This is a genomic window from Lacinutrix sp. (assembly GCF_037625555.1).
Classification (GTDB): Bacteria; Bacteroidota; Bacteroidia; order Flavobacteriales; family Flavobacteriaceae; genus Lacinutrix.
In genome coordinates this window covers 17,316-43,494 of sequence record NZ_JASJHV010000013.1, presented here as the reverse complement: position 1 = coordinate 43,494, position 26,179 = coordinate 17,316, and the positions used below count along the sequence as shown (strand labels likewise).

The 26,179-nt window shown below is 30.9% G+C and carries 23 protein-coding genes; 15 read left to right on the top strand and 8 right to left on the bottom strand.

Translation table 11 applies throughout. The features are described 5' to 3' along the window. Together QNK89_RS00855 and QNK89_RS00850 are read left to right on the top strand one after the other, a co-directional pair. Positions 1-251: hypothetical protein (locus QNK89_RS00855; protein ID WP_340169091.1), on the top strand; the 251-nt coding region annotated here is incomplete at its 5' end. 110 nt (positions 252-361) lie between these two features. Continuing rightward, a complete protein-coding gene (locus QNK89_RS00850) occupies positions 362-706 on the top strand; it encodes a hypothetical protein (protein WP_340169089.1) in 345 nt (114 codons plus the stop codon). A gap of 83 nt (positions 707-789) precedes the next feature. On the opposite strand, the gene QNK89_RS00845 is transcribed toward QNK89_RS00850, so the two are convergent. After that, positions 790-984, bottom strand: a complete 195-nt coding sequence (locus QNK89_RS00845) for a hypothetical protein (RefSeq protein ID WP_340169087.1) — start codon at positions 982-984, stop codon at positions 790-792. Positions 985-1,224: 240 nt separating this feature from the next. On the opposite strand from QNK89_RS00845, the gene QNK89_RS00840 reads away from it, so the two are divergent. Together QNK89_RS00840 and QNK89_RS00835 are read left to right on the top strand one after the other, a co-directional pair. After that, positions 1,225-3,351, top strand: a complete 2,127-nt coding sequence (locus QNK89_RS00840; protein ID WP_340169085.1) for a Tex family protein — start codon at positions 1,225-1,227, stop codon at positions 3,349-3,351. A gap of 1 nt (position 3,352) precedes the next feature. Then, a complete protein-coding gene (locus QNK89_RS00835) occupies positions 3,353-4,258 on the top strand; it encodes a histone deacetylase (RefSeq protein WP_340169083.1) in 906 nt (301 codons plus the stop codon). Positions 4,259-4,261: 3 nt separating this feature from the next. Here the strand turns inward: QNK89_RS00835 and QNK89_RS00830 are convergent, their stop codons facing one another. The 3 genes from QNK89_RS00830 to QNK89_RS00820 form a co-directional block, all read right to left on the bottom strand. Beyond that, positions 4,262-4,636, bottom strand: coding sequence for a hypothetical protein (locus QNK89_RS00830; RefSeq protein WP_340169081.1), 375 nt, complete (start codon positions 4,634-4,636; stop codon positions 4,262-4,264). Positions 4,637-4,704: 68 nt separating this feature from the next. Then, positions 4,705-6,057 (bottom strand): DUF5689 domain-containing protein, encoded by a 1,353-nt coding sequence (locus QNK89_RS00825; RefSeq protein WP_340169079.1) that lies wholly within the window; start codon positions 6,055-6,057, stop codon positions 4,705-4,707. Between the two features lie 33 nt (positions 6,058-6,090). Continuing rightward, positions 6,091-8,979: a carboxypeptidase-like regulatory domain-containing protein gene (locus QNK89_RS00820; RefSeq protein ID WP_340169077.1), complete on the bottom strand. Its 2,889-nt coding sequence runs from the start codon at positions 8,977-8,979 to the stop codon at positions 6,091-6,093. 142 nt (positions 8,980-9,121) lie between these two features. Between QNK89_RS00820 and QNK89_RS00815 the strand changes: the two genes are divergently transcribed. The 3 genes from QNK89_RS00815 to QNK89_RS00805 all read left to right on the top strand — a co-directional run bounded on the left by QNK89_RS00815 (position 9,122) and on the right by QNK89_RS00805 (position 11,503). Further along, positions 9,122-10,177 (top strand): endonuclease/exonuclease/phosphatase family protein, encoded by a 1,056-nt coding sequence (locus QNK89_RS00815; protein ID WP_340169076.1) that lies wholly within the window; start codon positions 9,122-9,124, stop codon positions 10,175-10,177. Positions 10,178-10,238: 61 nt separating this feature from the next. After that, on the top strand, positions 10,239-10,592 hold the full coding sequence (locus tag QNK89_RS00810) for a hypothetical protein (protein WP_340169074.1): 354 nt from the start codon (positions 10,239-10,241) through the stop codon (positions 10,590-10,592). 293 nt (positions 10,593-10,885) lie between these two features. Beyond that, the gene (locus tag QNK89_RS00805; protein ID WP_340169072.1) at positions 10,886-11,503 is read left to right on the top strand and encodes a lipoprotein signal peptidase; all 618 of its coding nucleotides are present in this window, start codon (positions 10,886-10,888) and stop codon (positions 11,501-11,503) included. An 18-nt stretch (positions 11,504-11,521) separates the two neighbouring features. Here the strand turns inward: QNK89_RS00805 and QNK89_RS00800 are convergent, their stop codons facing one another. The 4 genes from QNK89_RS00800 to QNK89_RS00785 are packed head-to-tail and all read right to left on the bottom strand — an operon-like array spanning position 11,522 to position 14,456. Further along, positions 11,522-12,100 (bottom strand): 5-formyltetrahydrofolate cyclo-ligase, encoded by a 579-nt coding sequence (locus QNK89_RS00800; RefSeq protein ID WP_340169070.1) that lies wholly within the window; start codon positions 12,098-12,100, stop codon positions 11,522-11,524. Positions 12,101-12,102: 2 nt separating this feature from the next. Then, positions 12,103-13,080, bottom strand: a complete 978-nt coding sequence (locus QNK89_RS00795; RefSeq protein ID WP_340169093.1) for a succinylglutamate desuccinylase/aspartoacylase family protein — start codon at positions 13,078-13,080, stop codon at positions 12,103-12,105. A gap of 13 nt (positions 13,081-13,093) precedes the next feature. Further along, positions 13,094-13,963, bottom strand: a complete 870-nt coding sequence (rimK, locus tag QNK89_RS00790; protein ID WP_340169068.1) for a 30S ribosomal protein S6--L-glutamate ligase — start codon at positions 13,961-13,963, stop codon at positions 13,094-13,096. A 58-nt stretch (positions 13,964-14,021) separates the two neighbouring features. After that, positions 14,022-14,456 (bottom strand): RimK/LysX family protein, encoded by a 435-nt coding sequence (locus tag QNK89_RS00785; RefSeq protein WP_340169066.1) that lies wholly within the window; start codon positions 14,454-14,456, stop codon positions 14,022-14,024. A gap of 104 nt (positions 14,457-14,560) precedes the next feature. Here QNK89_RS00785 and uvrC point away from each other — a divergent pair, with 104 nt between their 5' ends. The 8 genes from uvrC (at position 14,561) to pgi (ending at position 26,079) form a co-directional block, all read left to right on the top strand. Next, positions 14,561-16,363: an excinuclease ABC subunit UvrC gene (gene uvrC, locus QNK89_RS00780; RefSeq protein WP_340169064.1), complete on the top strand. Its 1,803-nt coding sequence runs from the start codon at positions 14,561-14,563 to the stop codon at positions 16,361-16,363. 87 nt (positions 16,364-16,450) lie between these two features. Beyond that, positions 16,451-18,700, top strand: coding sequence for a patatin-like phospholipase family protein (locus tag QNK89_RS00775; protein WP_340169062.1), 2,250 nt, complete (start codon positions 16,451-16,453; stop codon positions 18,698-18,700). Between the two features lie 187 nt (positions 18,701-18,887). Further along, positions 18,888-20,048, top strand: coding sequence for a homogentisate 1,2-dioxygenase (locus QNK89_RS00770; protein ID WP_340169060.1), 1,161 nt, complete (start codon positions 18,888-18,890; stop codon positions 20,046-20,048). A 94-nt stretch (positions 20,049-20,142) separates the two neighbouring features. Further along, positions 20,143-21,306, top strand: a complete 1,164-nt coding sequence (gene hppD / locus QNK89_RS00765) for a 4-hydroxyphenylpyruvate dioxygenase (RefSeq protein WP_340169058.1) — start codon at positions 20,143-20,145, stop codon at positions 21,304-21,306. A 147-nt stretch (positions 21,307-21,453) separates the two neighbouring features. Then, positions 21,454-22,233 carry a DUF3108 domain-containing protein gene (locus tag QNK89_RS00760; protein WP_340169057.1) on the top strand — a complete coding sequence of 260 codons (780 nt, stop codon included), beginning with the start codon at positions 21,454-21,456 and terminating at the stop codon, positions 22,231-22,233. Further along, on the top strand, positions 22,234-23,157 hold the full coding sequence (locus QNK89_RS00755) for a tryptophan 2,3-dioxygenase family protein (protein WP_340169055.1): 924 nt from the start codon (positions 22,234-22,236) through the stop codon (positions 23,155-23,157). Beyond that, positions 23,115-24,425, top strand: coding sequence for a peptidoglycan DD-metalloendopeptidase family protein (locus tag QNK89_RS00750; protein ID WP_340169053.1), 1,311 nt, complete (start codon positions 23,115-23,117; stop codon positions 24,423-24,425). Before QNK89_RS00755 ends, QNK89_RS00750 begins: the two co-directional genes overlap by 43 nt. A 10-nt stretch (positions 24,426-24,435) precedes the next feature. Continuing rightward, positions 24,436-26,079: a glucose-6-phosphate isomerase gene (gene pgi / locus QNK89_RS00745; RefSeq protein ID WP_340169051.1), complete on the top strand. Its 1,644-nt coding sequence runs from the start codon at positions 24,436-24,438 to the stop codon at positions 26,077-26,079. Positions 26,080-26,179 lie beyond the last annotated feature (100 nt).

The following is a 26,179-nucleotide window of genomic DNA, read 5'->3' as shown; positions in this document are numbered from 1 at the left end:
AATATGATTTATACAATCTTATTTTAGGTAATCCAGCATATTCAAGTGTAGAAGTTATTAATAACAACCTCCCAAACGCTCTTGAAAAAACAGCAGCATTTACTAAAGTGTATTTTAAAGATCAAAGCATTACAATAACTAATAATCTATTTGACAAATACACCTATTTTTTTAAAATTGACTTAAGTAAAAATACAGTAGATTTGAGATTAAAAAAGGAGAACAAATTGCTTTTAAAAACACTCCAATAATTCAAGAAGGAGGAGAGTTTGATAGTTATAGAGAATTAGAAAAAACTTCAAAATTTTTAAGAAAAATAACAAATTCTAAAATAGGTATTTGTGCTTACAAAAAAGATAATTTGCTTATTATTACATTAGTTGCTAGCGAAGAAATTCAAACCACTCCAATGGTTGGATTTGGTGTTGTAACTGGATTAGGCGGATTAATATCTGGAATTATTTATGCTTCATTCAACTCCTATACGCATACTAAATCTACTCGAATAGAATGTTTATTTAATATGGATTTCAAGCATATAATGGGTGAGATTCCAAAAAACGATTTTAATAAAATCGATGACTTTAAGATTACTAATGTTTTTGAGAATTCAAAATTACAAACTGTTTTTAAGTATGATGATAATTTTATTTTTGGCGCTTTAGATAAAGATACAAGTGTTTACAAACTCTATAAGTTAGACTAGTATTATCTGGCTACTCTTGTAGAATGCATCATCTCTAATTTCCATACAGAATCATTCTTAACAGCCACAATACTCTCTAGCCATTAGTAATTAACAATTATGGTGTCTTTCTTAAAAGTTGCATAATTATGGTAAGCCATCCAAACACGATTGCCTTCTTTTTTAGCCTTAAAAAAATCGAAGTTGTTTATTCGCTTAGTACTATCATCTCTTAATTTGGCATTTTTACACCAATTTACAATAGTGTCGTTAGACCAAACCTCTCCATGTTCTAGCAAAACAAAATCTTTAGTTTGATATTTTAAAATGGATTCTTCTTTTTTAGCAGCCCAAACATCGTCAAAAACACCTTGTACAACTTTCTCTACAGCCTTAAAAACTTCCGCGTCTGTATTGTTTCTCTTTATTGCAACTAGTTAAAGCAAAACTTAAAATAATAAGGTATTTAAATAAATGTTTCATTGTGTTCAATTTTTAAATGGTTGGTAAATCTTATTTTAGCAGTATAATTAAAAGAGATGTTAACACAACTAAAATACATAATTTCTAGAACCAATTTACTTGAATCTTCAGTAAAAAACACAATAAAATTACTTAACGAAGATTGTACTGTTCCTTTTATTTCACGATACAGAAAAGAAGCAACAGGTAATTTAGACGAAGTTCAAATTGGTGACATTGTAAAATATAAAGAAATATTTGAAACTTTAGAAAAACGTAAAATTTCAATTAAAAAGGCTATACAAGAACAAGATGTTTTAACTGAAGAATTAAAACAAAAAATTAAAGCTTGCCAAGACCTAATAACACTGGAAGACCTTTACTTGCCATTTAAGAAAAAAAGTAAAAAAAAGGCAGAAACTGCACGTAAAAACGGACTAGAGTCATTGGCAAAAATAATAATGAGTCAAAACTCTAACAACATAGAGTCTACTGCCTTTAAGTATGTAAAAGGCGAAATAACAACTATAGAAGAGGCTTTAGAAGGTGCTAGACATATTATTGCAGAATGGATTAACGAGCGTTTAGACATTAGAAATAATCTTAGAAATCAACTTGAAAGACATGCCCAAATAACTACTAAAGTTGTTAAGGCTAAAATAAACGAAGAGAAAGCTCAAAAATATAGAGATTATTTTGATTGGTCTGAATCTTTACAACGCATTCCATCGCATAGACTTTTGGCTATTTTAAGAGCAGAAAATGAAGGTTTTATACGTGTTAAAATTGAAATTAATTCTATTAAAGCTCTAGAAAACATTGATAGAAAAATTATTAAATCTAATAATGCATGCGCAGACCAAATTGAGTTAGCAATTAGTGACGCTTATAAGCGTTTATTGTTTCCATCTTTAAGTAAGGAAGCCTTAAGTAATGCTAAAGAAAAAGCAGACGAAGCTGCTATTACTGTTTTTGCAAAAAACTTAAAACAATTATTACTTGGTTCTCCATTAGGAGAAAAGCGTGTTTTAGCAATAGATCCAGGTTTTAGAACAGGTTGTAAAATAGTTTGTTTAGATGCACAAGGTGCTTTATTACATAATGAAACTATTTATCCGCATCCACCAAAAAGTGATAGTATTGGAGCTATTAAAAAGTTATCCTCATTAACCGAAGCCTATAAAATTAATGCCATTGCCATAGGTAATGGAACAGCCTCTAGAGAAACAGAAGCTATAGTTAAAAAAGTACATTTTAAAAACGACGTTCAAGTATTTGTAGTTAGCGAAGCAGGAGCAAGTATTTACTCTGCATCAAAAATTGCAAGAGACGAATTTCCTAATTATGATGTTACAGTAAAAGGCTCTGTTTCTATTGGTAGACGTTTACAAGATCCATTAGCAGAATTGGTTAAAATAGATGCTAAATCTATTGGTGTTGGGCAATACCAACATGATGTAGACCAAAATAAATTACAAAAACAATTAGATGTTGTTGTAGAGAATTGTGTAAATAGTGTTGGTGTAAATATTAATACTGCAAGTATTCCATTATTAAGTTCGGTTTCAGGAATTGGACCAAAATTAGCTGAAAACATCTTTGATTACAGAAATGAAAATGGTGTTTTTGAATCGCGAAGTGACATTAAAAAAGTACCACGTTTAGGCGGAAAATCTTTTGAGCAAGGTGCCGCTTTCCTTAGAATTAAAAAGTCTGAAAATCCGCTAGATGATTCTGCTGTGCATCCTGAAAGTTATAAAATAGTGGAGAAAATGGCTAAAGACGAAGGTGTTACAATTCAAGAATTAATTGGTAACGAATCCATACTTCAAAAAATAAATTTAAAAGTATACTGTACAGAAACCATTGGCCTTTTAACACTTCAAGATATTATTAAAGAGTTAAAAAAACCAGGACTGGATATTAGAGAAGCTGCTAAAGTGTTTAGTTTTAATGAGAATATAAAATCTATAACCGATTTGCATTCTGGACAATTATTACCTGGTATAGTAAATAACATAACAGCATTTGGTTGTTTTGTAGATATTGGTATAAAGGAAAGTGGCTTAATACATGTGTCTAATTTAAGTGATAGTTTTGTAAAAGATGTAAACGAACATGTACATTTACACCAACAAATTATTGTTAAGGTTTTAGAGGTTGATGTTACTAGAAAAAGAATTCAATTAAAATTGCACAAATAAGGTGTTAAAAATAGCTTATCATCCTATTTATTGCCATCCTTTGCCAGAAGGACATAGGTTTCCTATGTTAAAATACGAGCTGCTTCCTCAGCAATTAATCCATGAAGGAACTTGTACAGAAGATAATTTTTTTGAGCCTATAAAAATGATTAATGAAGCACCAATTCTAGCTGTTCATAATGCAGAATATTTTTACGATTTACTTAATATTACTTTAAACCAACGTGCTGCAAGAAAAATTGGTTTTCCTTTAAGCGAAGTTTTAATAGAACGCGAAATTACAATTGCTGATGGTACCATAAAAGCAAGTGAATATGCTTTAAAATATGGTATTGCTATGAATATTGCAGGTGGTACACATCATGCTTACACTAATCGTGGAGAAGCTTTTTGTATGTTAAATGATCAAGCTATAGGAGCTAGATATTTACAAAATAAAGGTTTAGCTAAACAAATTCTAATTGTAGATTTAGATGTGCATCAAGGGAATGGTACTGCTGAGATTTTTAAAAACGATGTTTCGGTATTTACTTTTTCTATGCATGGAAAACACAATTATCCGTTTAAAAAAGAACAAAGTAATTTAGATATTGAACTAGAAAATAACGTTGGTGATGCTGAATACCTTTCAATTTTAAAAGGAATTCTTCCTAAGTTAATAAAAGAACAACAACCTGATTTTATTTACTATTTATGTGGTGTAGATGTTATTGCTACAGATAAATTAGGAAAATTAGGTTTAAGTGTAGATGGTTGTAAAGCACGCGACCAATTTATTCTACAAACTTGTAAAAACAATAATATTCCAGTAATGTGTAGTATGGGAGGAGGTTATAGTCCAGACATAAAAACTATTGTAGAAGCTCATGCCAATACCTTTAGACTAGCTCAAGATATTTATTTTTAATTTTTAAGCTTGAAGTAATAATACACCCATTGCTATACAAATAATAGGTAAAGCTAAAAGCAATGCGAAATTATATTTTGGAGCTTTCTTTTTATTAAACTTAGCATTCATTACTTTCCTAGTCTTTCCATTATACTGAATCCAATTTTTAAAATGAATAAATAAGGAAACCATAATAATAAAAAACCAAGCTTTATCTTTAGACATTGCATCTACATGCAACTGACTAAAAAAAGCTGCAAAAAAACAACCTAAAAGGAACGCTAAAGCAATTTGTAATGCAGATGTATAAGACAGAGCTATAATGTTCGCTTTTTGCTTATAGCGTGTTTTAAAACGTAAGAACATGTAATAAAAAAGTTGATCGAAAACTGTCATAACTTAAAATTATAAAACCTGATAGTTAACACTATCAGGTTTTATATAATATTTTATTTTCTGAAAAATTATTCAGCTGAAATTTTAACATTATCTACTTCCCATGTAGCTGCTGAAGCACTAGTTGAGGTATATTTAAATGCAATAAATAAATCACCTCCTGCTGCTGCAGAAACATCTAATAGTCCTGAATCTGTCCATGAAGACCAGCTTCCTGTATTTGTATCTAATGTTGGTGATAAAGCTGCCCAAGTTCCATCTGTTGTTGGATCTCCACCAGCATAATCTGTTGCATATAATACTTCAATATCATTACCATCGTAACGTTTAACTGTTTGGAATGTTAAGAAAGCTGAAGGCACAGAAGACAAATCTATTGGTAAAGAAATTAACCAATCTTCATTTTCTTGTGCTCCACCAGCAAACCCTGACATAGTTGCACTATCTGCTGGATTTCCAAAAGTATTATAATACCATTCTTGAGTTCCTGTTACACTAAATGGTGTCCATTTACTTAAATTTCCTGCAGAGAAATCATCTTCGAATAAAGGATCACAACGTAATGCATCATCAAAATTTAAACCTTCTGGAGAGTTAATATAAATTGTGTAAAAATCATCAAAGTAATCTCTTGTTAAGATACCTTCTATAGAACCTCTATTTGCTGGTAAATTTAATCCTTTAAAATCTGAGAATGTACTAGTACTTAAAATTACAGATCCTCCAGTCTCACAACTTTCTAATGTACGTTCTCCATCAAAACTATCGTTAGGCTCTGATGCAAATGTAGTTTGGTTTCCAACTACTAAGTTGCTATTAAACTGCATGTTATCTAGTTTAATATACTGACTCTCTAAAGAATCGTTAAAATCTGAAATAGAAACTTCTTTAGCAACAATTGTTGCAACTTCGTCTGCTCTTAGTATGTGCTGAACTACTAGAGTGCTTGGTATTCTTTCTAACTCATCGCTTTCTAAACGTCCTAGTTGAATAACACCATTACCTTCGCCTACACTTAATCCATTAAGTTTTATATAAACTTTACGACCAAACTCATATTGAGTAAACATAGGATTTTTATCTACTTGAACAACAATTGCAGCAGTTGGGTTTTCTGGAGCATTTTGTATTACTAGTTGCTTGTAAAAGTTACCACCTTCATCACTAGAGACTACATAACCTTCTGTATATTTCTCTGTTACAGTTTGGCTAGCCTCATCATAAGTTACAGGATCTCCGTTTCCTGTTCCAAAGTTTCCTAATACTGCACTTAAAGAGTTGAATTGTGCATTTGCATTTGGATATTCTGTAATTCCTGAAATTCCAGTTGGGAGATCGAAATTATCGTCTTCAACACAGCCAGTAAGTAAAACTAAGCTCACTAAAAATAATGCGATTTGGTTTAAATTAAATTTTTTCATTTTTTCTTGAATTTATTTTTTCTATAAATATAATTAAAATCTTAGGTAAACATTCATATAATAGGTAGTTCCATTACCTAAAAAATAACGATTACCAAATATTGGTCCATTTCCATTGGTTTGCTCATCTAGTTGACTTCTATAATCTACACGTCTAGATTGCTCAAAACCACCAGTTCTATAGTCTTTATTTAATACGTTATTAATAGTTGCAAAGAATCCTACAAAATAGTCACCTATTTTCCATGATTTACCACCAACAACATTAAGTAACATATATTCATTAAATTGTTCTTGCTGTAATAATTTTCTAGCGATTGCTGGATCTACATCATTAATCTCTCCTCCACTTACAACATAAACGTTTCCTCCTGCTGTACCATCTTGAAACTGAGTATCAGAGTATAATTCTGGATCTGTAACAAAAGCAGCACTTCTTTTTAAAGCACTTGGGTTTACATAAGCGTTAGAAAAGAAATTAGAAGTTATACCAATATTCCAATAATCAGGATCACGATATTCGAACCCAAGCTGCATAGCGCGTTCTGGTCCACTAGCAACGTGTAAGTCTTTTAGGTTCGTTGTACCATCTCCAAAAATAGCACGACCTGTTCCAAACTCCTGACTGTAATATGTGAGATTTGGATTATTAGTGTATGTAAATTGTCCTATTGATGCTACGGCTTTTAATTTAATTGTTGGTGTAACTTGTGCTTCTATACCTAATTCTCCACCTATTCGTTGTGTTTCTATACCAGTAACAGCTTCTTGTACTAAATTACTTCCAGCACCTTCACTAAAGAAAAATCCTGTTTGTGTTCCGTTTTCAAAATTTGAGTAATAACCTGTTAATCTTGCTTGTACTATTGGAGAACGGAAAATATAACTTGCGTCTACACTTGTTATAGTTTCACTATCTACATCATCTAAAAGCATATTAGACTGTCTCGCATTAGCAAATACATTTCTGGTAATTGGTGCTTTTGTCATATATGATCCATTAAAATCTAATAAATGCTTTCCAGAAATTTTATAAGTTGCTCCTGCTTTAACTCCAAAATTACTAAACTCAGCCTTTTCTCCTTTTCCAAAAGAGTTTCCAGCAAAATAACCGCTTTCAAACAAACCATTACGTTGGTAGTCTGTTTTAGAAATATTTCCTGCTAAATAAAAGTCTACTTTATTATATTTAAAAACACCTTGAGCAAATGCACTAACTACATTAACATCAACTTCGTAATTATATTTATAACGATCTCCTTCAGCTACAAGTCTGTTAGGGTTTCTAAGGTCTGATTGTGCAGTAGTTAAAACACCGTCAACAATTTGTCCTTCGTCTGAAAAGAAATCGACATCTAAATAAGTTTCAGCTCCTAATAAATCTGAAACTAAAGCGTAGTTCTCACTTTTTAAGTTTCTGTAGTTAACTGCCGCATTTAAACGAATATTATCGGTTAATTCAGTATCAAAAATAATGTTAGCCATTAATTGTTTATCATCTATTCTATCTTCTTGAATTGCATATATTGCATTGTTTCCAGCATTATTAGAATTAACATTTGCTGTATATAAAGCGTTCCAATCAAACTGTCCATCGTCTAAAAACGCTTGCTGAGCTTGATAAGCTAATTCATAATTATATGCGGTTGGTCCTCCATCTACATTTAAATGATAACTAGGTAGATTTTGGTAATAGGTAGGATCTGTATTACGCGCTCCACCAATATAACTGTCTTGACCTTGGAAGGATACTAAACGTGTTCCTCCATTATCAACTCTTGTGTTTCCAGACGTACCAAATTGGTAACCTATATTTGTATTTATAGATGTTTTATCTGAAAGCGTCCAAAGGTGATTTAACATTAAAATTGGTTCTTCTATTTTTCTAATTCTAGAGTTTCTTACTTCTCCATTTAATTCACCCCAAAAAGGATTATACTGTCTTCCTTTTAAGTCTGTAACTTCTTGAGTTAAAGCTGCTCCTCTACCTCTTCTGTTTTGAGCATAGATTGATGTAAAGTTAATACTATGCTTATCGTTGATTTGCTTCTCTACAGCAACAACAAATGAATTAGCATCGTATAATGTACCTTCAAAATAACCTCCATTTCCATATCTTCTAGAAGCTAATAAACTGTATGCCCATCCATCTTTCATTAAACCAGAATTGTAACTTGCCATTACACGTCCTTCATAACTTCTGTTAGCTGATGCAAAAGATAAACGTCCACCTTCACGATATTTAGAGGCTCTCATTACTATATTATTAGTACCTGCGATATCTCCAAAGTTATTATCGTTAGGAGCCATTCCCATTGAAAATTCTTGGTTACGTTGTAAATCGTTAATACCTCCCCAGTTTCCCCATTGCGGTCTCCCGGTAGCTTGCTTATTCATTTCAAGCCCATTAATTAGAACTTTACCGCTTGAATTATCTAAACCTCTTGGCCTAAAAAATGTCGCACTAAAATCGAAAGCTGCAGCTCTTAAAAACACATCTCTAGAAGCTTGTAATAATCCAGAAATATTACTTGTTAATCCATCTTCATCACTATTCAGCTGATCGTCTGAAAGAGAAATAATAAATAAATCTTTTTTATCACTAGCATTGTATGCTAAAGTCATATCCTGTATGTCTACAGTTTGTCCTTCACTAACAATAATAGGATAACGCCTAGTGGTATAATCTGTTAGTTCGATTTTTAGGAATTGTTCTCCTAATGGAATGCCTTTTTTAAAGATAAATTGTCCAAAAGCATCAGTTTTAGTTGTTAAAATTGACTCTTCAATGATTACTGTTACATTAGGAAGAGGCTCATCTGTAGCAGCGTCCTTAACGCTACCTTTAACAATCGTTTCTTGAGCGAAGACTGTGCAGACAGAAAAAATTCCTAAAAAAAAAATTAAAAAACTTTTTTTCATACTATAAATAATAGTTAATAAATTGTTGATGCATTAAATAATCGTTATTTAAGGCTTACAAAGTTACATTTTTTATTAGAAATATTTAACTTTGGAAAACATATTTGTATAAATATATAATATAATCATAACAATACTATTAATGAAGAACTTTAAAACATGGTTTTCAGTTGTACTAATTACTGCTGTTTTAACCGTTAATGCTCAAGAAGAAAAGAAATATAAAATCCATACTGTGGCTTTTTATAATTTAGAAAACTTATTTGACACAGAAAACGATGTAGAAAAAAATGACGAAGCTAGCCCAATGATGGAAATAAAGGCGGATCGTGAAGAAATCTACAAAAAGAAAGTACACAATATGGCGCGTGTAATTTCAGATATAGGCAATAGTATTACAGGAAATTCTCCTGCTCTGTTAGGTGTCTGTGAAGTTGAAAACGTTAAAGTAATGGAAGATGTAGCTAATGATCCTTTACTTTTAGCAAAGGATTATGGGATTGTTCACTTCGATTCTCCAGATAGACGTGGTATTGATGTAGGTTTAATGTACCAAAAAGGTTTATTTCAGCCAATCTCTAAAAGCACTCATACTCTAAAGATATTTGATGATAATACAAGAAAACGAATTTATACTAGAGACCAATTATTGGTTTCTGGAAATTTAGAAGGCGAACTTGTACACATTATAGTAAACCATTGGCCATCAAGACGTGGTGGAGAGGCTAGAAGTCGTGCTAAACGTGTTGCTGCTGCTAAACTCAATAAACACGTGATGGATTCTTTACAAGCTATAAATCCTTACGCAAAGATTATTACGATGGGAGATTTAAACGATAACCCAACAAATGCAAGTGTTAAAGATGTTTTAAAAGCAAAACGCAAGCAAAAAGACGTGAAAATTAGAGGCATATATAACCCTTTTATTAATATGTTTAAAAAACAAGGTTTAGGAACTGGTGCTTACAGAGATTCTTGGAGTTTATTCGATCAAATTATGGTAACTAAACCTTTTCTTGAAAAAGATTACACCCATTGGTCTTACTATAAAGCTGGGATTTTTAATGAAAATTATTTAGTGAACAAAAAAGGACGTTACAAAGGTTATCCTTTAAGAAGTTTTGCAGATGGTGGTTTTACTAATGGTTTTAGTGATCACTTTCCTGTTTATATTTATTTAATTAAAAAAACAGAATAAAACTTTTTTTAAAGTTAAAACGCCAACTAATCTAGTTGGCGTTTTTTATTACATTATTTTTATGAATAATTTCTTTTTTGCTTTACTAACAATTACGAGTTTACTGGCTTATGGCCAAAAGACTGAAAAAAAAATTATAAATAATAATGCCATAAAATGTATTATTATTGAAGGTGATGACATTTTTAAAATTGATACTAAAACCGCTAAAACAAATCTTATAACTTTAACTACCAAAATTGAAGGAGAGGGAGCGCAAAACACAACAATAATAACAGAAGTTAAAAGTGACTCCTTATTAATTTCAAGTATTTATAAAGGATACTTAAAAAAGAATAACGATAAATTAAGTGCTCATAAACAACTCTCCATAGACGTTTCTATTATAATTCAAGAATATAATTCTAAATTTTAAAAGTAAAATTGCTTCTGCAAAAATTACTGGAAAACATAAACAGCTCATACTCGAATTAAATCAAGGAAATGCTAACATAAGTGGTTTTAATTGAGATGCAATAATTAACACCATTAATGGAAATATTAACCTAGAAACTAACTATGCAAATATTTCTGCATCAACTAAAACTGGAAAAATAAATACCGAAAAAATAATAAAGGCAAATAATGAAATAATAATACATTCCATTAATGGCAATATTAACATCTTTAAAACTAAAAAATAGTATTATTTTAGCTTAAAACATTGAAATGTCTATAAAGAAGACAACTATTTTAATTCTTATTATTCTACTTATCGACCAGGTGAGTAAATTATATATAAAAACACATTTTCAAATACACGAATCACTAGAGGTTTTTAGTTGGTTTAAAATTTACTTTGTTGAAAACGATGGTATGGCTTGGGGAACCACATTAAGTGATATTATTCCTTTTGTTAGTGATAGAACAGGAAAATTATGTCTTACATCATTTAGAATTCTAGCAATTTTTGGTATTGGGTTTTGGCTAATAAACTCCATAAAAAAACAGATTTCTAATACTCTTGTTTTAGCATTAGTGTTTATTTTTTCTGGTGCTTTAGGAAATATAATAGATTCCGTTTTTTATGGTGTATTTTTTAACGACAGTTTTAGCCAAGTCGCCACTTTTATGCCAAAAGATGGTGGTTATGACAAATTACTTTTTGGAAACGTTGTAGACATGCTTTATTTTCCATTATGGCAAGATAATTTACCAGAATGGGTACCATTAATTGGTGGTCGGAATTTTATATTCTTTGAACCAGTATTTAATATAGCTGATGTTGCTATAGCTTTAGGATTTGGTATTTTATTATTCTTCAATAATAAAGCATTTCCTAGATAATGGAAGATATTTTTTAAACTAAATCTGCTTTTTAAAAGAATATATTTTTTGAGGAGTAACACAAAAGTCTAAAGCAATATCGCTACTAAAAATATCAAGAATTTGTTTTTCGGTTTCAAAAAAAGAAAGACCAATTTTTATAGTCTCTGGTTTACAGTTTGCTAAAAAATTATCGTAAAAGCCTTTCCCGTAACCTACTCTATTTCCATATTCGTCGAAAGCTAAAAGAGGTATAAAAACAACTTCAATTTTATTATTTGTAATTTCTATACCATCAACGGGTTCTGGAATATTATATTTATTTAGTTTAATTGTAGTGGCATCTGTAAGTAGAAAATTGTGCAGTATTCTAGTTTTAAAATCACTCTTAGAAATTACTATGTTTTTATCTTTTCCAGATAATATACTAAGTATATAGTCTGTATTAATTTCACTTAAGCTTTCAATCGATAAAAAAATATGATAAAATTCATATTCCCAAATATCTAAAGTTAACAATCTATTTGCAATTTCTAAACTTAAGGCATCGATAGTATCTTTGGTTAATTCCTTTCGAAGGTTTTTATACTTATTTCTTAGTTCTAATTTACTTGTCATAGCTAATCGTCTACCAAAACAGTAGAAATATGAAAAAGAGCATCTCCTTGATACACAATAGGCGATTCATTTACATTAATAATGTAACCAGAATTAGATGCTTTTACAAAATGATTAAATTTACCATAAGGATCTGTAATATTGCCAATAAAATCACCTTTATCAACTTTAGAATTTATCTCAATTGAAGCCTTAAACATACCTGAATAATTAGCACGTATCCATCTGCTTTTAGCAATAAAAACAGGTTTCACTTTAGCTTTAGGAACTTCAAAATTACTTCTTAGCATTCCATAATGGTCTAAAACACGTATAGCACCATTAACGCCTGTTTCTGTAATAATACTATCTATATGAACAGATTTCCCACCCTCAAACAACAAAATAGGTTTACCCATTTTATTACAAGTATTTCTAAAAGATTTACCAATATTATCTGAATAAATAACAAATGGAGCTCCAAAAACTTTGGCATCAGTATCAAACGCAGTATTACCTTTGGTTATTCTTACTTGTGGAGCATTGTAGCGCATTGCTCCACCTGTATGAAAATCTAAAACATAGTCAATATGTGGTAAAATCTCAGTAGTAATAGTATATGCAACTCTGCTTGCTAAAGAACCCGATTTACTTCCAGGAAATACACGGTTTAAATCGCGACCATCTGGAAAAGCACGTGCCATATTTAAAAACCCAAAAATATTGACTACTGGAATACAAATAATTGTACCAATTTTTGCTTTATTAATACCACTAGATATAATTTGCCTTAAAATTTCAACTCCATTAATTTCATCTCCATGAATTCCAGAAGTTAACAAAAAAGTAGGCCCAGGTTTTTTAGAACGTTCTATAATTACAGGAACATCAATTGGTGTTCTTGTGTGCAGTTTAGCAATATTAAAACTAATTTCTTTACTTTCACCTAGCTTAATTACTTCTCCTAAAATAGTTAAGTCTTCTGTGTTTTTAATTGACATCATTTACAAACAATTATACATTACGTTCAATATAACGAATAATATTTGCTGCAATATCTTTTTTAGTAGCCGTTTCAATACCTTCTAAACCTGGAGAAGAATTAACTTCTAAAACTAAAGGTCCACGAGCAGATTGTAATAAATCTACTCCACATATACCCAAACCAAGAGATTTAGCGGCTTTTAAAGCTGCATTTTCTTCTTCATCTGAAAGCTCTATTATGTTGGCACTTCCTCCTCTGTGTAAATTAGATCTAAATTCGCCTTCTTTTCCTTGACGTTTCATTGCACCAACAACAACACCATCCACAATAAAAACACGAAGATCTGCACCTTTAGATTCTTTAATAAATTCTTGAACAATAACACGTGCTTGTAATCCATTAAAAGCTTCAATTACAGATTCTGCTGCGTTATTAGTCTCTGCTAATACAACACCTAATCCTTGAGTCCCTTCTAATAATTTAATTACTAATGGTGCACCACCTACATATTCTATCATGCTTTGAACATCTTTAGCATAGTTAGAAAAAACCGTTTTTGGCATACCTAAACCTGCACGAGATAATACTTGAAGACTACGCAGTTTATCTCTAGATCTTACTAAGGCTTGAGATTCTACAGCGGAAAATACTTTCATCATTTCAAACTGTCTTACCACAGCAGTTCCGTAAAAAGTTACAGAAGCGCCTATTCTAGGTATAATTGCATCACATTCTAGCGTACGTCCTTTAAAAATAACTTTGGGATTTTTTTTCTCAATAATAATATCACACATCAAAGGATCGATAACTTCAACCTCATGCTTACGTTTTTTGGCAGCTTCTACTATACGTTTTGTGGAGTATAAGTGATAATTTCTAGATAAAATTATTATTTTCATGACTTTAAATTGGTTGTTATTATTAATTAGATGTGGTATTTTTAATATATTGAAAGTATTATAATTTTGAAAGCATCTTTCTTTCAAAAGATAAGTTTTTTAAATTAATGTCGACAAGAAATTTTTTAGATAGGAATTTTCTACCAATTAAAATGGGATATTTCATCTCATGTCGCGTACTTAGCGTAAGGTGAATTTTATATTTCTTTTCAAAAAGAATAACTGATGTTTTAACAATGTGTCTGTTTTCAACCATTCCATTACTACTTTTTACTTTAGTTGTAGAATAGTTTTTGAAAACAATAATTTTTTTATTATAATTTGGGTGTTCTCTACCAAAAAACAAGCATTTTAAAGAGTTATCTTCTTCAATGACTTTGTGGCAATGCATAGATGAAGTAAAAGCTCCTGTATCAATCTTAATATCTATGTCGAATAAATCAAGTGTAGGAAAATCTACTTTATCTACTCTACCTATAATTTTCTTTGGCATTATTAGCGCTTAATTTAGGCTACAATGTAACAAAAAACTTGTATTAACTAATCTTGTAATCATAATTACTATTGAAAATATTTTTTAAGTATTACCTTTGATTTATGAGTAAGCCTGCTTTAGACATTCAACTTAAAACCATACCAGAATCTCCTGGTGTTTATCAGTATTTTGACGCAGAAGGAACTATTATATATGTTGGTAAAGCAAAAAACTTAAAAAAAAGAGTATCTTCTTATTTCACAAAAACTCATGAAAATGGTAAAACTAGGGTTTTAGTAAAAAAAATTAAAAATGTAAAGCATATTGTTGTCGAGACTGAAAATGATGCACTTTTATTAGAAAATAATCTAATAAAAAAGCACAAACCAAGATATAATGTTTTATTAAAAGACGATAAAACTTATCCGTGGATTTGCATAAAAAAAGAACGCTTTCCAAGGGTATTCCCAACAAGACGCGTTATAAAGGACGGAAGTGAGTATTTTGGACCTTATACAAGCATGAAAACGGTAAAAACTTTATTAGGTTTAATTAAAGGATTATATCAATTAAGAACATGTAATTATAATTTATCTCAAGAAAAAATTCAAGAAGACAAATACAAGGTTTGTTTAGAATACCACTTAGGAAACTGCAAAGGTGCTTGCGAAGGTAAAGAGACAGAAAGAAGCTACTATGAAAACATTATTGTAATTAAAGACATTTTAAAAGGAAATTTTAAAGAATCTTTAAGTCAATTTAAAATACAAATGCAATCTCTAGCTCAAGACATGCACTTTGAAGAAGCACAAAAAATTAAAGAAAAAATTGAAGTTCTTGAAAACTATCAAGCAAAATCTACTATAATAAATCCTAAAATTAGTAATGTAGATGTTTTTTCTATAGTTAGTGATGAGAGTTACGGTTACATTAATTTTCTTCAAATATCTTTTGGTTCTATAATACGATCGCATACTTTAGAAATCAAGAAAAAATTAGATGAAACAGACAGAGAACTCTTAGAACTCTCAATTGTAGAACTTAGAGCACGTTTTAACTCTAATTCTAAAGAAATATATGTGCCTTTTAAAGTTAGTGTAGGTGAATCTATTAAAGTATCGCTTCCACAACTTGGCGACAAACGAAAAATACTTGACCTATCTATTCGTAATGCAAAATATTACAGAATGGAACGTTTTAAACAAGTTAAAATTACAGATCCAGATCGCCATGTTAATAGAATTATGTCTCAAATGCAAAAAGATCTTCGTTTAAGTGAAGAACCAAGACACATAGAATGTTTTGATAATTCTAATATACAAGGTACAAATCCAGTTGCAGCATGCGTTGTGTTTAAAAATGGTAAACCTAGTAAAAAGGAATACCGGAATTTTAATATAAAAACGGTTGTTGGTCCAGATGATTTTGCATCTATGGAAGAGGTTGTCTATAGACGTTATAAGCGTTTACTAGAGGAAGAGCAACCACTACCGCAGTTGATCATTATAGATGGTGGTAAAGGGCAATTGTCATCGGCCTTGAAAAGTTTAAACGCTTTAGATTTACGCGGTAAAATTGCAATTATTGGCATTGCTAAACGTTTAGAGGAATTATTTTATCCAAACGATCCAATTCCTTTATATTTACACAAAAAAAGTGAAACTCTAAAAATTATACAGCAGTTAAGAAACGAAGCACATCGCTTTGGGATAGAACATCATAGAAATAAAAGAAGCAAACAAGCGTTAAGTACAGAAATGGAAACCATCCCTGGTATTGGCGAAAAAACCATAATAGATTTACTTAAAGAGTTTAAATCTGCAAAACGAATAGCTAATGCAAAATTAGATGAACTTGAACATGTTGTAGGCGTTTCAAGAGCAGAAAAAATTTATAACTATTACCATAAACAAGAAAACGAATAAACGAAACGAGCATGCTAAAATTTTATCGCAAAAGCAGGGATTAATATCGTACAGCTTGTGACCATTAAAAGACAATAAAATAAACACATGAAATCATTTTTCATTGTAATATTACTATTATTAATAACAAACACTAGTGTGTTTTCTCAAGACAACTTGAAAAAAGAACCAAAAGTGGGTCTAGTTTTAAGTGGTGGAGGCGCAAAAGGCTTAGCACATATTGGTGCATTAAAGGTTATAGATAGTCTAGGCATTCGTGTAGACTATATTGCTGGCACAAGTATGGGAGCAATAATTGGGTCTTTATACGCTTCTGGTTACTCAGGCAAGCAATTAGATTCTATTTTTAGTAATGTTGATTTCGATAAAATATTAAAAGACGAAATTCCAAGAGCAGCTAAAACATTTTACGAACGAGAAAACCATGAGAAATATGCTTTAATTTTACCATTTAATAATTTTAAAGTAAAACTACCATCTGCGCTTTCAAGAGGACAAAACATCTTCAATTTATTGTCTCAATTAACATTACACGTTAATGAAATAGAAGATTTTAGTAAGCTACCAATACCTTTTTTTTGCATAGCAACAAACATAGAAAGAGGACAACCAATAATTTTAGAAAAAGGTAATCTGGCTCAATCTGTAAAAGCAAGTGGTGCCTTTCCATCCTTGTTTCAACCTGTAATAATAGACGAACAACTCTTAATAGATGGTGGTGTAACAAACAACTATCCAATAGACGAATTAAGAGATAAAGGAATGGATATTATTATTGGTGTAGATGTTCAAGATGGGTTAGCTAATAGAAGTGATTTGTCTTCTGCTCCTGAGATATTATTTCAAATAAATAATTTTCGAACAATTAACGATATGAAAATTAAGGTGCCAAAAACTGATGTTTATATTAAACCAGACATTACTAAATTTAATGTTATTTCTTTTAATGATGGCTCTAAAATAATAGAAAATGGAGAAATCGCGGCCAAATTAAAAATAGACCAATTAGAACAATTGGCTAAAAAACAAAGAAAAAAAAGAGGTGCTTTTATTACACCAAAAACAGAAGATAGCCTTCAAATAAATCAAATGTTTTTTAAAGGTTTAGATAATTATACAATTTCTTACATATTAGGCAAACTAAAATTAAAACCGTTCGAAAAAGTAAGTTATAAGAGATTTATAAGTGGTGCAAACAACCTTATAGGAACTAATAATTTTGATAGTTTTGCCTATAAATTAGTACCATCTACAATTAATGGTGTTACAGGCTACGATTTACATACAGAAATTAAAGAGACAGATAAAACTGCCTTTTTAAAATTTGGTTTGCATTATGATGGACTATATAAAAGCGCACTTTTAGGAAACATTACTAAAAAACAATTACTATTTAAAAGTGATGCGCTTTCACTAGATTTAATTGCTGGTGATAACGTTAGGTATAATTTTAAATACTATATAGATAAAGGGTTCTACTGGAGTCTTGGTTTAAACTCTAGATATAATGAATTCAACAAAGATGTTTCTGCATCATCCTTCCTATCTCCAGGATTATTTACTTCTTCTGGACTAAATAAATTAGATATTAAAATTACCGATATTACAAATAGAATTTTTGTTCAAACACAGTATAAAAACGATTTAACACTAACACTTGGTGCAGAACAAAAGCATTTAAAAATCTCAACAGAAACTGTATTACCAAGTACAAGCCAAAATGCAACTATATTTGATAATAGCGATTATTTAAGCGCTTTTGGAGATCTGCGTTTCGATTCTTTCGATAATAAATATTACCCAAACGAAGGTTTATATTTTAATACCGATTTTAATTTATACCTATTCTCTTCAGATTATAATACGAATTTTAGTCAATTCTCAATTATCAATGCAAGCTTAGGTTACGCCTATTCTTTTACACCAAAACTTAGTGCTAGTATTATAAAAGAGGTAGGAGCAAAAATTAACGGTAACGGTATCTTGTATTTAGATTTTGCTTTAGGTGGTTTTGCTAACAATTTTATTAATAACTACAAATCTTTTTATGGTTACAATTATCTATCTATTGCAGGAGACAGTTATATAAAAGGCACAATAAATTTAGATTACGAGATAATAAAAAAACACCACATTATACTGGCTGCAAATTATGCAAACGTAGAAGACGATTTGTTTAGCTCAGAAGATGTAGAGTGGTTTTCGCTTCCAGACTATTCTGGTTATGCCTTAGGATATGGAGTAGAAACTTTTCTTGGACCTATTGAAGCCAAATACACTTTTTCACCAGAAACAAAAGAAAGCTATTGGTTTTTTAATTTAGGTTTTTGGTTTTAGAATTTAGAATTTCTTAAACTCCAAAAAAATCACGATATTTGTTAATAATGAATTACTTCTGGCAAGACATGTTAACCTTTTTAAAATTTCTTATTAAAAGAAATCCTGAGTGATTTGTCTTTTCCTTATTTCGCATTTATTATAAGTTGAGATTTCAACTTAAAATTTTTAACTAAAAAACTTAAAAATGCCATTTTATCATAAATTAGGAAACATCCCACCCAAGAGACACACTCAATTTAGAAAAGAAAATGGGTCTCTATATTACGAACAACTTTTTGGAACCATAGGTTTTAATGGTATGAGCACAAACTCTTATCATGAACAACGTCCAACACAAGTAAAAGAAATTAAAAAACAATACAGTGTTGCTCCCAAGATTGCTAAAAAAAACCACATGCAATCCTACAGATTAAAAGGCTTCCAAGTAAAACCAGAAGATGACTATTTAGAAAGTAGAAAAGCTGTTTTAACAAATAGTGATTGTACTATTATTCTAGCAGCACCAAAACAATCTACAACAGATTATTTTTATAAAAATGCAGATGCAGACGAAATGATTTTTGTTCATAAAGGCTCAGGAAAACTAAGAACACACCTTGGTAATCTTGACTTTAAATATGGAGACTATTTAATTATTCCTCGCGGAATAATTTACAAAATAGATTTCGATACCCAAGACAACAGGCTCTTTATTGTAGAATCTCGTAGTCCAATTTACACACCTAAACGCTATAGAAACTGGTTTGGGCAATTATTAGAACATTCACCATATTGCGAACGCGATTTACGTAGACCGTACGAACTAGAAACCAATAACGAATCTGGCGATTTTTTAATGAAAGTTAAGAAACAAGGCGATATTTTCGATATGGTTTATGCCTCACATCCATTCGATGTTATAGGTTACGATGGCTATAATTACCCATATGCGTTTTCAATTCATGATTTCGAACCCATTACTGGTCGTGTACATTTACCACCACCAATACATCAAACCTTCGAAACAAATACCTTTGTAATTTGTAGTTTCGTACCTCGTTTGTACGATTACCACCCAAAAGCTATACCTGCTCCATATAACCATAGTAATATAGATAGTGACGAAGTATTATATTATGTTGATGGTGATTTTATGAGCCGTAACGATATCGAGCAAGGCCACATATCTCTTCATCCAGCAGGAATACCACATGGTCCACATCCAGGAGCTACAGAACGTAGTATTGGCAAAACCGAAACCCAAGAATTAGCAGTTATGGTAGATACATTTAAACCGCTAATGGTAACTGAAGAGGCTATGAAAATTGCCGACGAAGACTATTACAAATCTTGGTTAGAGCATTAAAATAAAATTAAACAATAAGAGAAAGTAGTATTTAAAAGCAAAGCACTCAACAAGTCTTTCCTCTCTACTCTATCTTCTCTATTCTATAAGCATTATGAGTAAAAAAGAAGTAAAATCAGTAAACTACGGTTTAGAAAAAATATTCGAAGGCGCTCAAGATTTCTTACCACTTTTAGGAACAGACTACGTAGAATTCTATGTTGGTAACGCCAAACAAGCAGCGCACTTTTACAAAACAGCATTTGGTTTTCAATCTTATGCCTACAAAGGCTTAGAAACAGGCTCAAGAGATTCTGTAAGTTATGTGTTAAAACAAGACAAAATTCGTTTAGTATTAACAACACCATTAAACAGTAAATCTGAGGTTAATAATCACATTGTAAAACATGGAGATGGTGTAAAGGTTGTAGCACTTTGGGTAGAAGACGCTAGAAAATCTTACGAAGAGACAACAAAACGTGGCGCAAAATCTTACATGGAGCCATTAGTAGAAAAAGACGAATTTGGAGAAGTTGTTAGAGCAGGAATTTATACCTACGGCGAAACCGTGCACATGTTTGTAGAACGTAAAAATTATTCAGGAACATTTATGCCAGGTTTCGAAAAATGGGAAAGCGATTACAATCCAGAACCTGTAGGCTTAAAATATATCGACCACATGGTAGGTAATGTTGGTTGGGGACAAATGAATACATGGGTAAAATGGTACGAAGACGTAATGGGCTTTGTAAACTTTTTATCTTTCGACGACAAGCAAATACACACAGAATACTCTGCTTTAATGAGTAAAGTAATGAGTAATGGAAATGGTCGTATTAAGTTTCCAATAAACGAACCAGCAAAAGCAGCTAAAAAATCTCAAATTGAAGAATATCTAGACTTCTATGAAGATTCTGGTGTACAACACATTGCTGTTGCCACAGACGACATTATTAAAACTGTTGCTCAATTAAAAGCAAGAGGAATAGAGTTTTTACCACCTCCTCCACAAGCGTATTACGACGATATTCCAAATAGATTAGGTGAACATATGGATATGATGGATGAAGACATTAACGAGCTTCAAAAACTATCTATCATGATAGATGCAGACGAAGAAGGGTATTTACTTCAAATTTTCACAAAACCAGTAGAAGATAGACCAACCTTATTTTTCGAAATTATACAACGTATGGGAGCACAAGGTGTTGGAGCAGGAAACTTTAAAGCTTTATTTGAATCTATAGAACGTGAACAAGCAAAACGAGGAACATTATAAATAACAAATTTGTTAAATAAACACTAAAAAATACCATCTAAACATTAGATGGTATTTTTTAGTTTTATATTTTTGGAATAGTAATTGTAATCTAAGTTAATTAAACAACAAAGGCTTAAAATTATAGATTACAAGAACTCGAAAACTATGAAAAAATTACTACTAACAATACTTATAATAGGCTCAATAAACCATGCCACAGCACAAGAAGGCGCTTTTAAAGGTGGAGAGTGGTTTAAATTTGAAATGAGCTATAGCAATTTTCTTAAAGCAGGAAATGCAACATTAAATGTAAAAGAGACAGAATTAAATGGAAAGCCAGTATTCCATGTGGTAGGAAAAGGCTGGACTACTGGAATGATAAAATGGTTTTTTAAAGTAAAAGACCGTTATGAAAGCTATATAGATGTAGATAAAATTATCCCTTATAAATTTATAAGAAATATAGACGAAGGTGGACATAAAAAAGATATAGAAATAGAATTCGATCACGAAAACAAAACAGCTTTAGTCCATAACAAAAAGCATAACACAAAAAAAACAGTAGCCACTAAAGCCAATGTTCAAGACATGGTTTCTATGTACTACTATCTAAGAAATAAGATTAACATTTCGACTCTTAAACCTGGTGATGAAATTAAAACAGATATGTTTTTTGATGAAGAAAATTATGGCTTTAAGTTAAAATACTTAGGCGAAGAAACTATTAAAACAGATTTTGGTAAAATTGAAGCACTAAAGTTTAGACCTTATGTTATGGTTGGACGTGTATTTAAAGAAGAAGAAAGTTTAACGCTTTGGGTTTCAAAAGATAAAAATAAAGTACCTTTACGCATTAAAGCAGATTTAGCTGTTGGCTCCTTAAGAGCAGATTTAGAAGCTTTTAAAGGACTTAAACATCCATTTAAAATTTTTGTAGAGAACTAAATGAGCATAGACAATAAAATAATCGACCAAATACAAGAAAAATACAAAGCAATAGACCAAAATGTAAATTCACATTTAGAAGGTTTGTTACATAGTAAACCAATAGATTATTGGGATTACATCCAAACAGATGCATTGTTAAATTTACAAATACAGCGTACGGTTTTTCCAGACGAAATGGTATTTTTAATGTACCATCAAGTAAATGAATTGTTATTTAAAATGATTCTTTGGGAAATTGATCAAGTTGCTAAAAAAGAAGACATTACTGCTGCTTTTTTTGAAGACAAACTCATGCGTATTAGTCGTTATTTCGATATGCTAACATCCTCTTTTACAGTAATGAAAGATGGAATGGACGTTGCGCAATACAACAAATTTAGACACACATTAACACCAGCAAGTGGTTTTCAAAGCGCTCAATACAGGAAAATTGAATTTTCGTCTACAGAACTTATTAATTTAATAGATAATCGCTTTAGAGAAACTATAGATAGAAACACACCATTTGAACACGCTTTCGAACATTTATATTGGCAAGCTGCTGGAAAAGATTATAAAACTGGTAAAAAAACATATACATTAACAGTTTTCGAAAAGAAATACAAAGACGAATTTATTAGATTTGCAGAATTCTCAAATACTCATAATTTGTGGACAATATTTAAAAAATTGCCTGAAGATGTTAGAGAGAATAAAGATTTAATAAAAGCAATGCGTCATTACGATTACACAGTAAATATTACTTGGGTAATGGCACATTATAACACAGCTAACCACTATCTAAATATTGGTGGCAAAACAGTAGAAGCAACAGGAGGAAGCGAATGGGTAAAATATATGCATCCAAAATATCAAAGACGAATATTTTTTCCAGATTTATGGAGTCAACAAGAACTATACGATTGGGGAAAAAATATTTAATACTCGCGCTTTTTATTATTTCCATTTTTAGCTGTAAAGACGACAATGAAAATAACGAAAACCTAGAACAGGTTATAGAAGAAGGAACCCAAGATGTTTTTGAATTTGGTTTTAATTTAGATGATTATGTTGTTAAAAGAGATACCATTCAAAACGGTGATACTTTTGGAAAAATATTAGAACGTAACAACATTCCTTACCCAAAAATCTTTGAAATAACACAAAAGTCAAAAGATAGTTTTGATGTTAGTAGAAATTTACAACTAGGGAAACCATACACTTTATTATGCTCAAACGATTCTCTTCAACAACCTAAATGTTTTATCTATCAACCAACAAAAGAGCGTTACGTTGTAATAGATTTTCAAGATTCAATAAAAGCATACACTAGTTACAAACCTATCAAATATGTAGAAAAAACGGCTTCTGGAGTAATCACTTCAAACATTTCATTATCTATGGAAGAACTAGGTAAGCCATATATGCTAGCCATAAGGATGAGTGATATTTATGCTTGGACAATAGATTTTTCAAGACTTCAAAAAAATGATAAATTTAAAGTTGTTTATACAGAAAAATATATTGATGACTCTATCTACTCTGGAATCCACGAAATTAAAGCAGCGTATTTCGAGCATAATAAAGAACCTTTTTATGCTTTTGAGTTTGAAACAGATTCCGTTTTAGGAATTCGTGATTATTTTAGTGATGAGGGAAAGAACTTACGTCGTGCATTTTTAAAAGCACCTGTTAGTTTTAGTCGTATTTCATCGAGATATAATCTAAAAAGAAGAATAGCGCATTATGGGTATCGCTTAAAAGCGCATAGAGGAACAGACTTTGCAGCACCTAATGGAACACCTATAATGTCTACAGCAAATGGAACAGTTACAAGATCTGGATATGGCTTAGGTAATGGTAAATTTGTTAAAGTAAAACATAACGCAACTTATAGCACTCAATACCTTCACATGTCTAAAAGAAATGTAAAGGTTGGCGATTTTGTAAAACAAGGAGAAGTTATAGGTTACGTTGGAAACACAGGTAGCTCATCTGGTAATCATGTATGCTATCGTTTCTGGAAAAACGGAAAAGAAGTAGATCCGTTTAAAGAGAAATTACCAGAGGCCAAACCAATGTCTGATAGTTTAAAAGCTAAATTTTTAGAGCATATAAAGCCTTTTAAAAAGCAATTAGAAACTCTTGATTACCCTATAAAAACTGATAGTTTAACTATAGAACTTCAGGACAAAAAACTAACTACTTAGAGCATAAATAATGGGACTCCCTTCAATTAACCCTATAACTACAGCAGCTTGGAAAGCACTTCAAAATCATTTTGAAACGGTTAACCAAGTTAATATTAAAGAGCAATTTATTAAAGATAAAAACAGAGCTAATAATTTTAAAATAAGCTGGGAAGATTTTTATGTAGACTTCTCAAAAAATAGAATAACAGAGGAAACATTTAGTTTGCTTTTAGATCTTGTAGATCAAGTAAAACTTAAAAAGGCTATTAAAGCTTATTATAATGGAGACACTATTAACAAAACAGAAGACAGAGCCGTTTTACACACAGCCTTACGTGGTAAAAAAACAGACACAGTAATTGTTGATGGAAAGAATATAATGCCAGAAATTTTTTCTGTAAAAGAGAAAATGAAAACCTTTACTAGCTCTATATTAGATGGTAAAAGAAAAGGCTATACAAATAAACCATTTACAGATGTTGTAAATATTGGAATTGGTGGAAGTGATTTAGGGCCAGCAATGGTTGTAGAATCTTTACAGTTTTATAAAAACCACTTAACTACTCATTTTGTAAGTAACGTAGATGGTGACCATGTAAATGAAGTTCTAAAAAAATTAAACCCAGAAACTACGCTATTTGTAATTGTTTCAAAAACATTTACAACTCAGGAAACGTTATCTAATGCAAATACCATAAGAGAATGGTTTTTAAAACATGGCAGTGAAAAAGATGTGGCTAAGCATTTTGTAGCTGTTTCAACCAACACAGAAAAAGTTAAAGATTTTGGTATAAATGAAGACAATATTTTTCCAATGTGGAATTGGGTTGGAGGTCGTTTTTCGCTTTGGAGTGCTGTAGGACTAACAATAAGTCTAGCCGTTGGTTTCGATAATTACAATAGGCTTTTAAAAGGGGCAAATACTATGGATGTTCATTTTAAAAATGAAGAATTCCAAAATAATATTCCAGTAGTTTTGGCCTTAATAAGCATATGGTATAATAATTTTTATGGCGCAGAAAGTGAAGCTGTAATTGGCTATTCTCAATACCTAAATCAATTTGCGACCTACTTGCAACAAGGTATAATGGAGAGTAACGGAAAGTCAATAGATAGAAATGGTAACAAAGTAAGTTACGAAACCGGAACATTAATTTGGGGAGAACCAGGTACAAATTCTCAACACGCCTTTTTTCAATTAATACATCAAGGCACAAAATTAATTCCTACAGATTTTATTGGGTTTGCACAAAGTCTTCACGGAAACCAAGATCACCAAGACAAATTAATCTCTAACTATATAGCACAAACCGAAGCTTTATTAAATGGTAAAACGGAATCTGAAGTTTTAGCAGAACTTAAAGCTCAAAACCTATCGCAACAAGAAATAGAAGAGCTGCTTCCTTTTAAAGTTTTTGAAGGTAACAAACCAACAAATTCAATTTTTATAGAAAAACTAACTCCAGAAAGTTTAGGTAAATTAATAGCCATGTACGAACATAAAATATTTGTACAAGGTATTATTTGGAATATTTATAGCTACGATCAATTTGGGGTAGAACTAGGTAAGCAATTAGCGAGTACAATACTAGAAGACATTAAATTTAACACTTTAAAAAATCATGATGCTTCAACTCAAAATCTTTTAGAATTCTTTAAAAAATTTAGATAAATATTGTTAAAAACACTGTTAATAGGTTTATTTTCAATTAAGTAAACACCTTTAAAATTATAACTATCTTCATGTTGTTAAAATATGTTAACAATAAGTT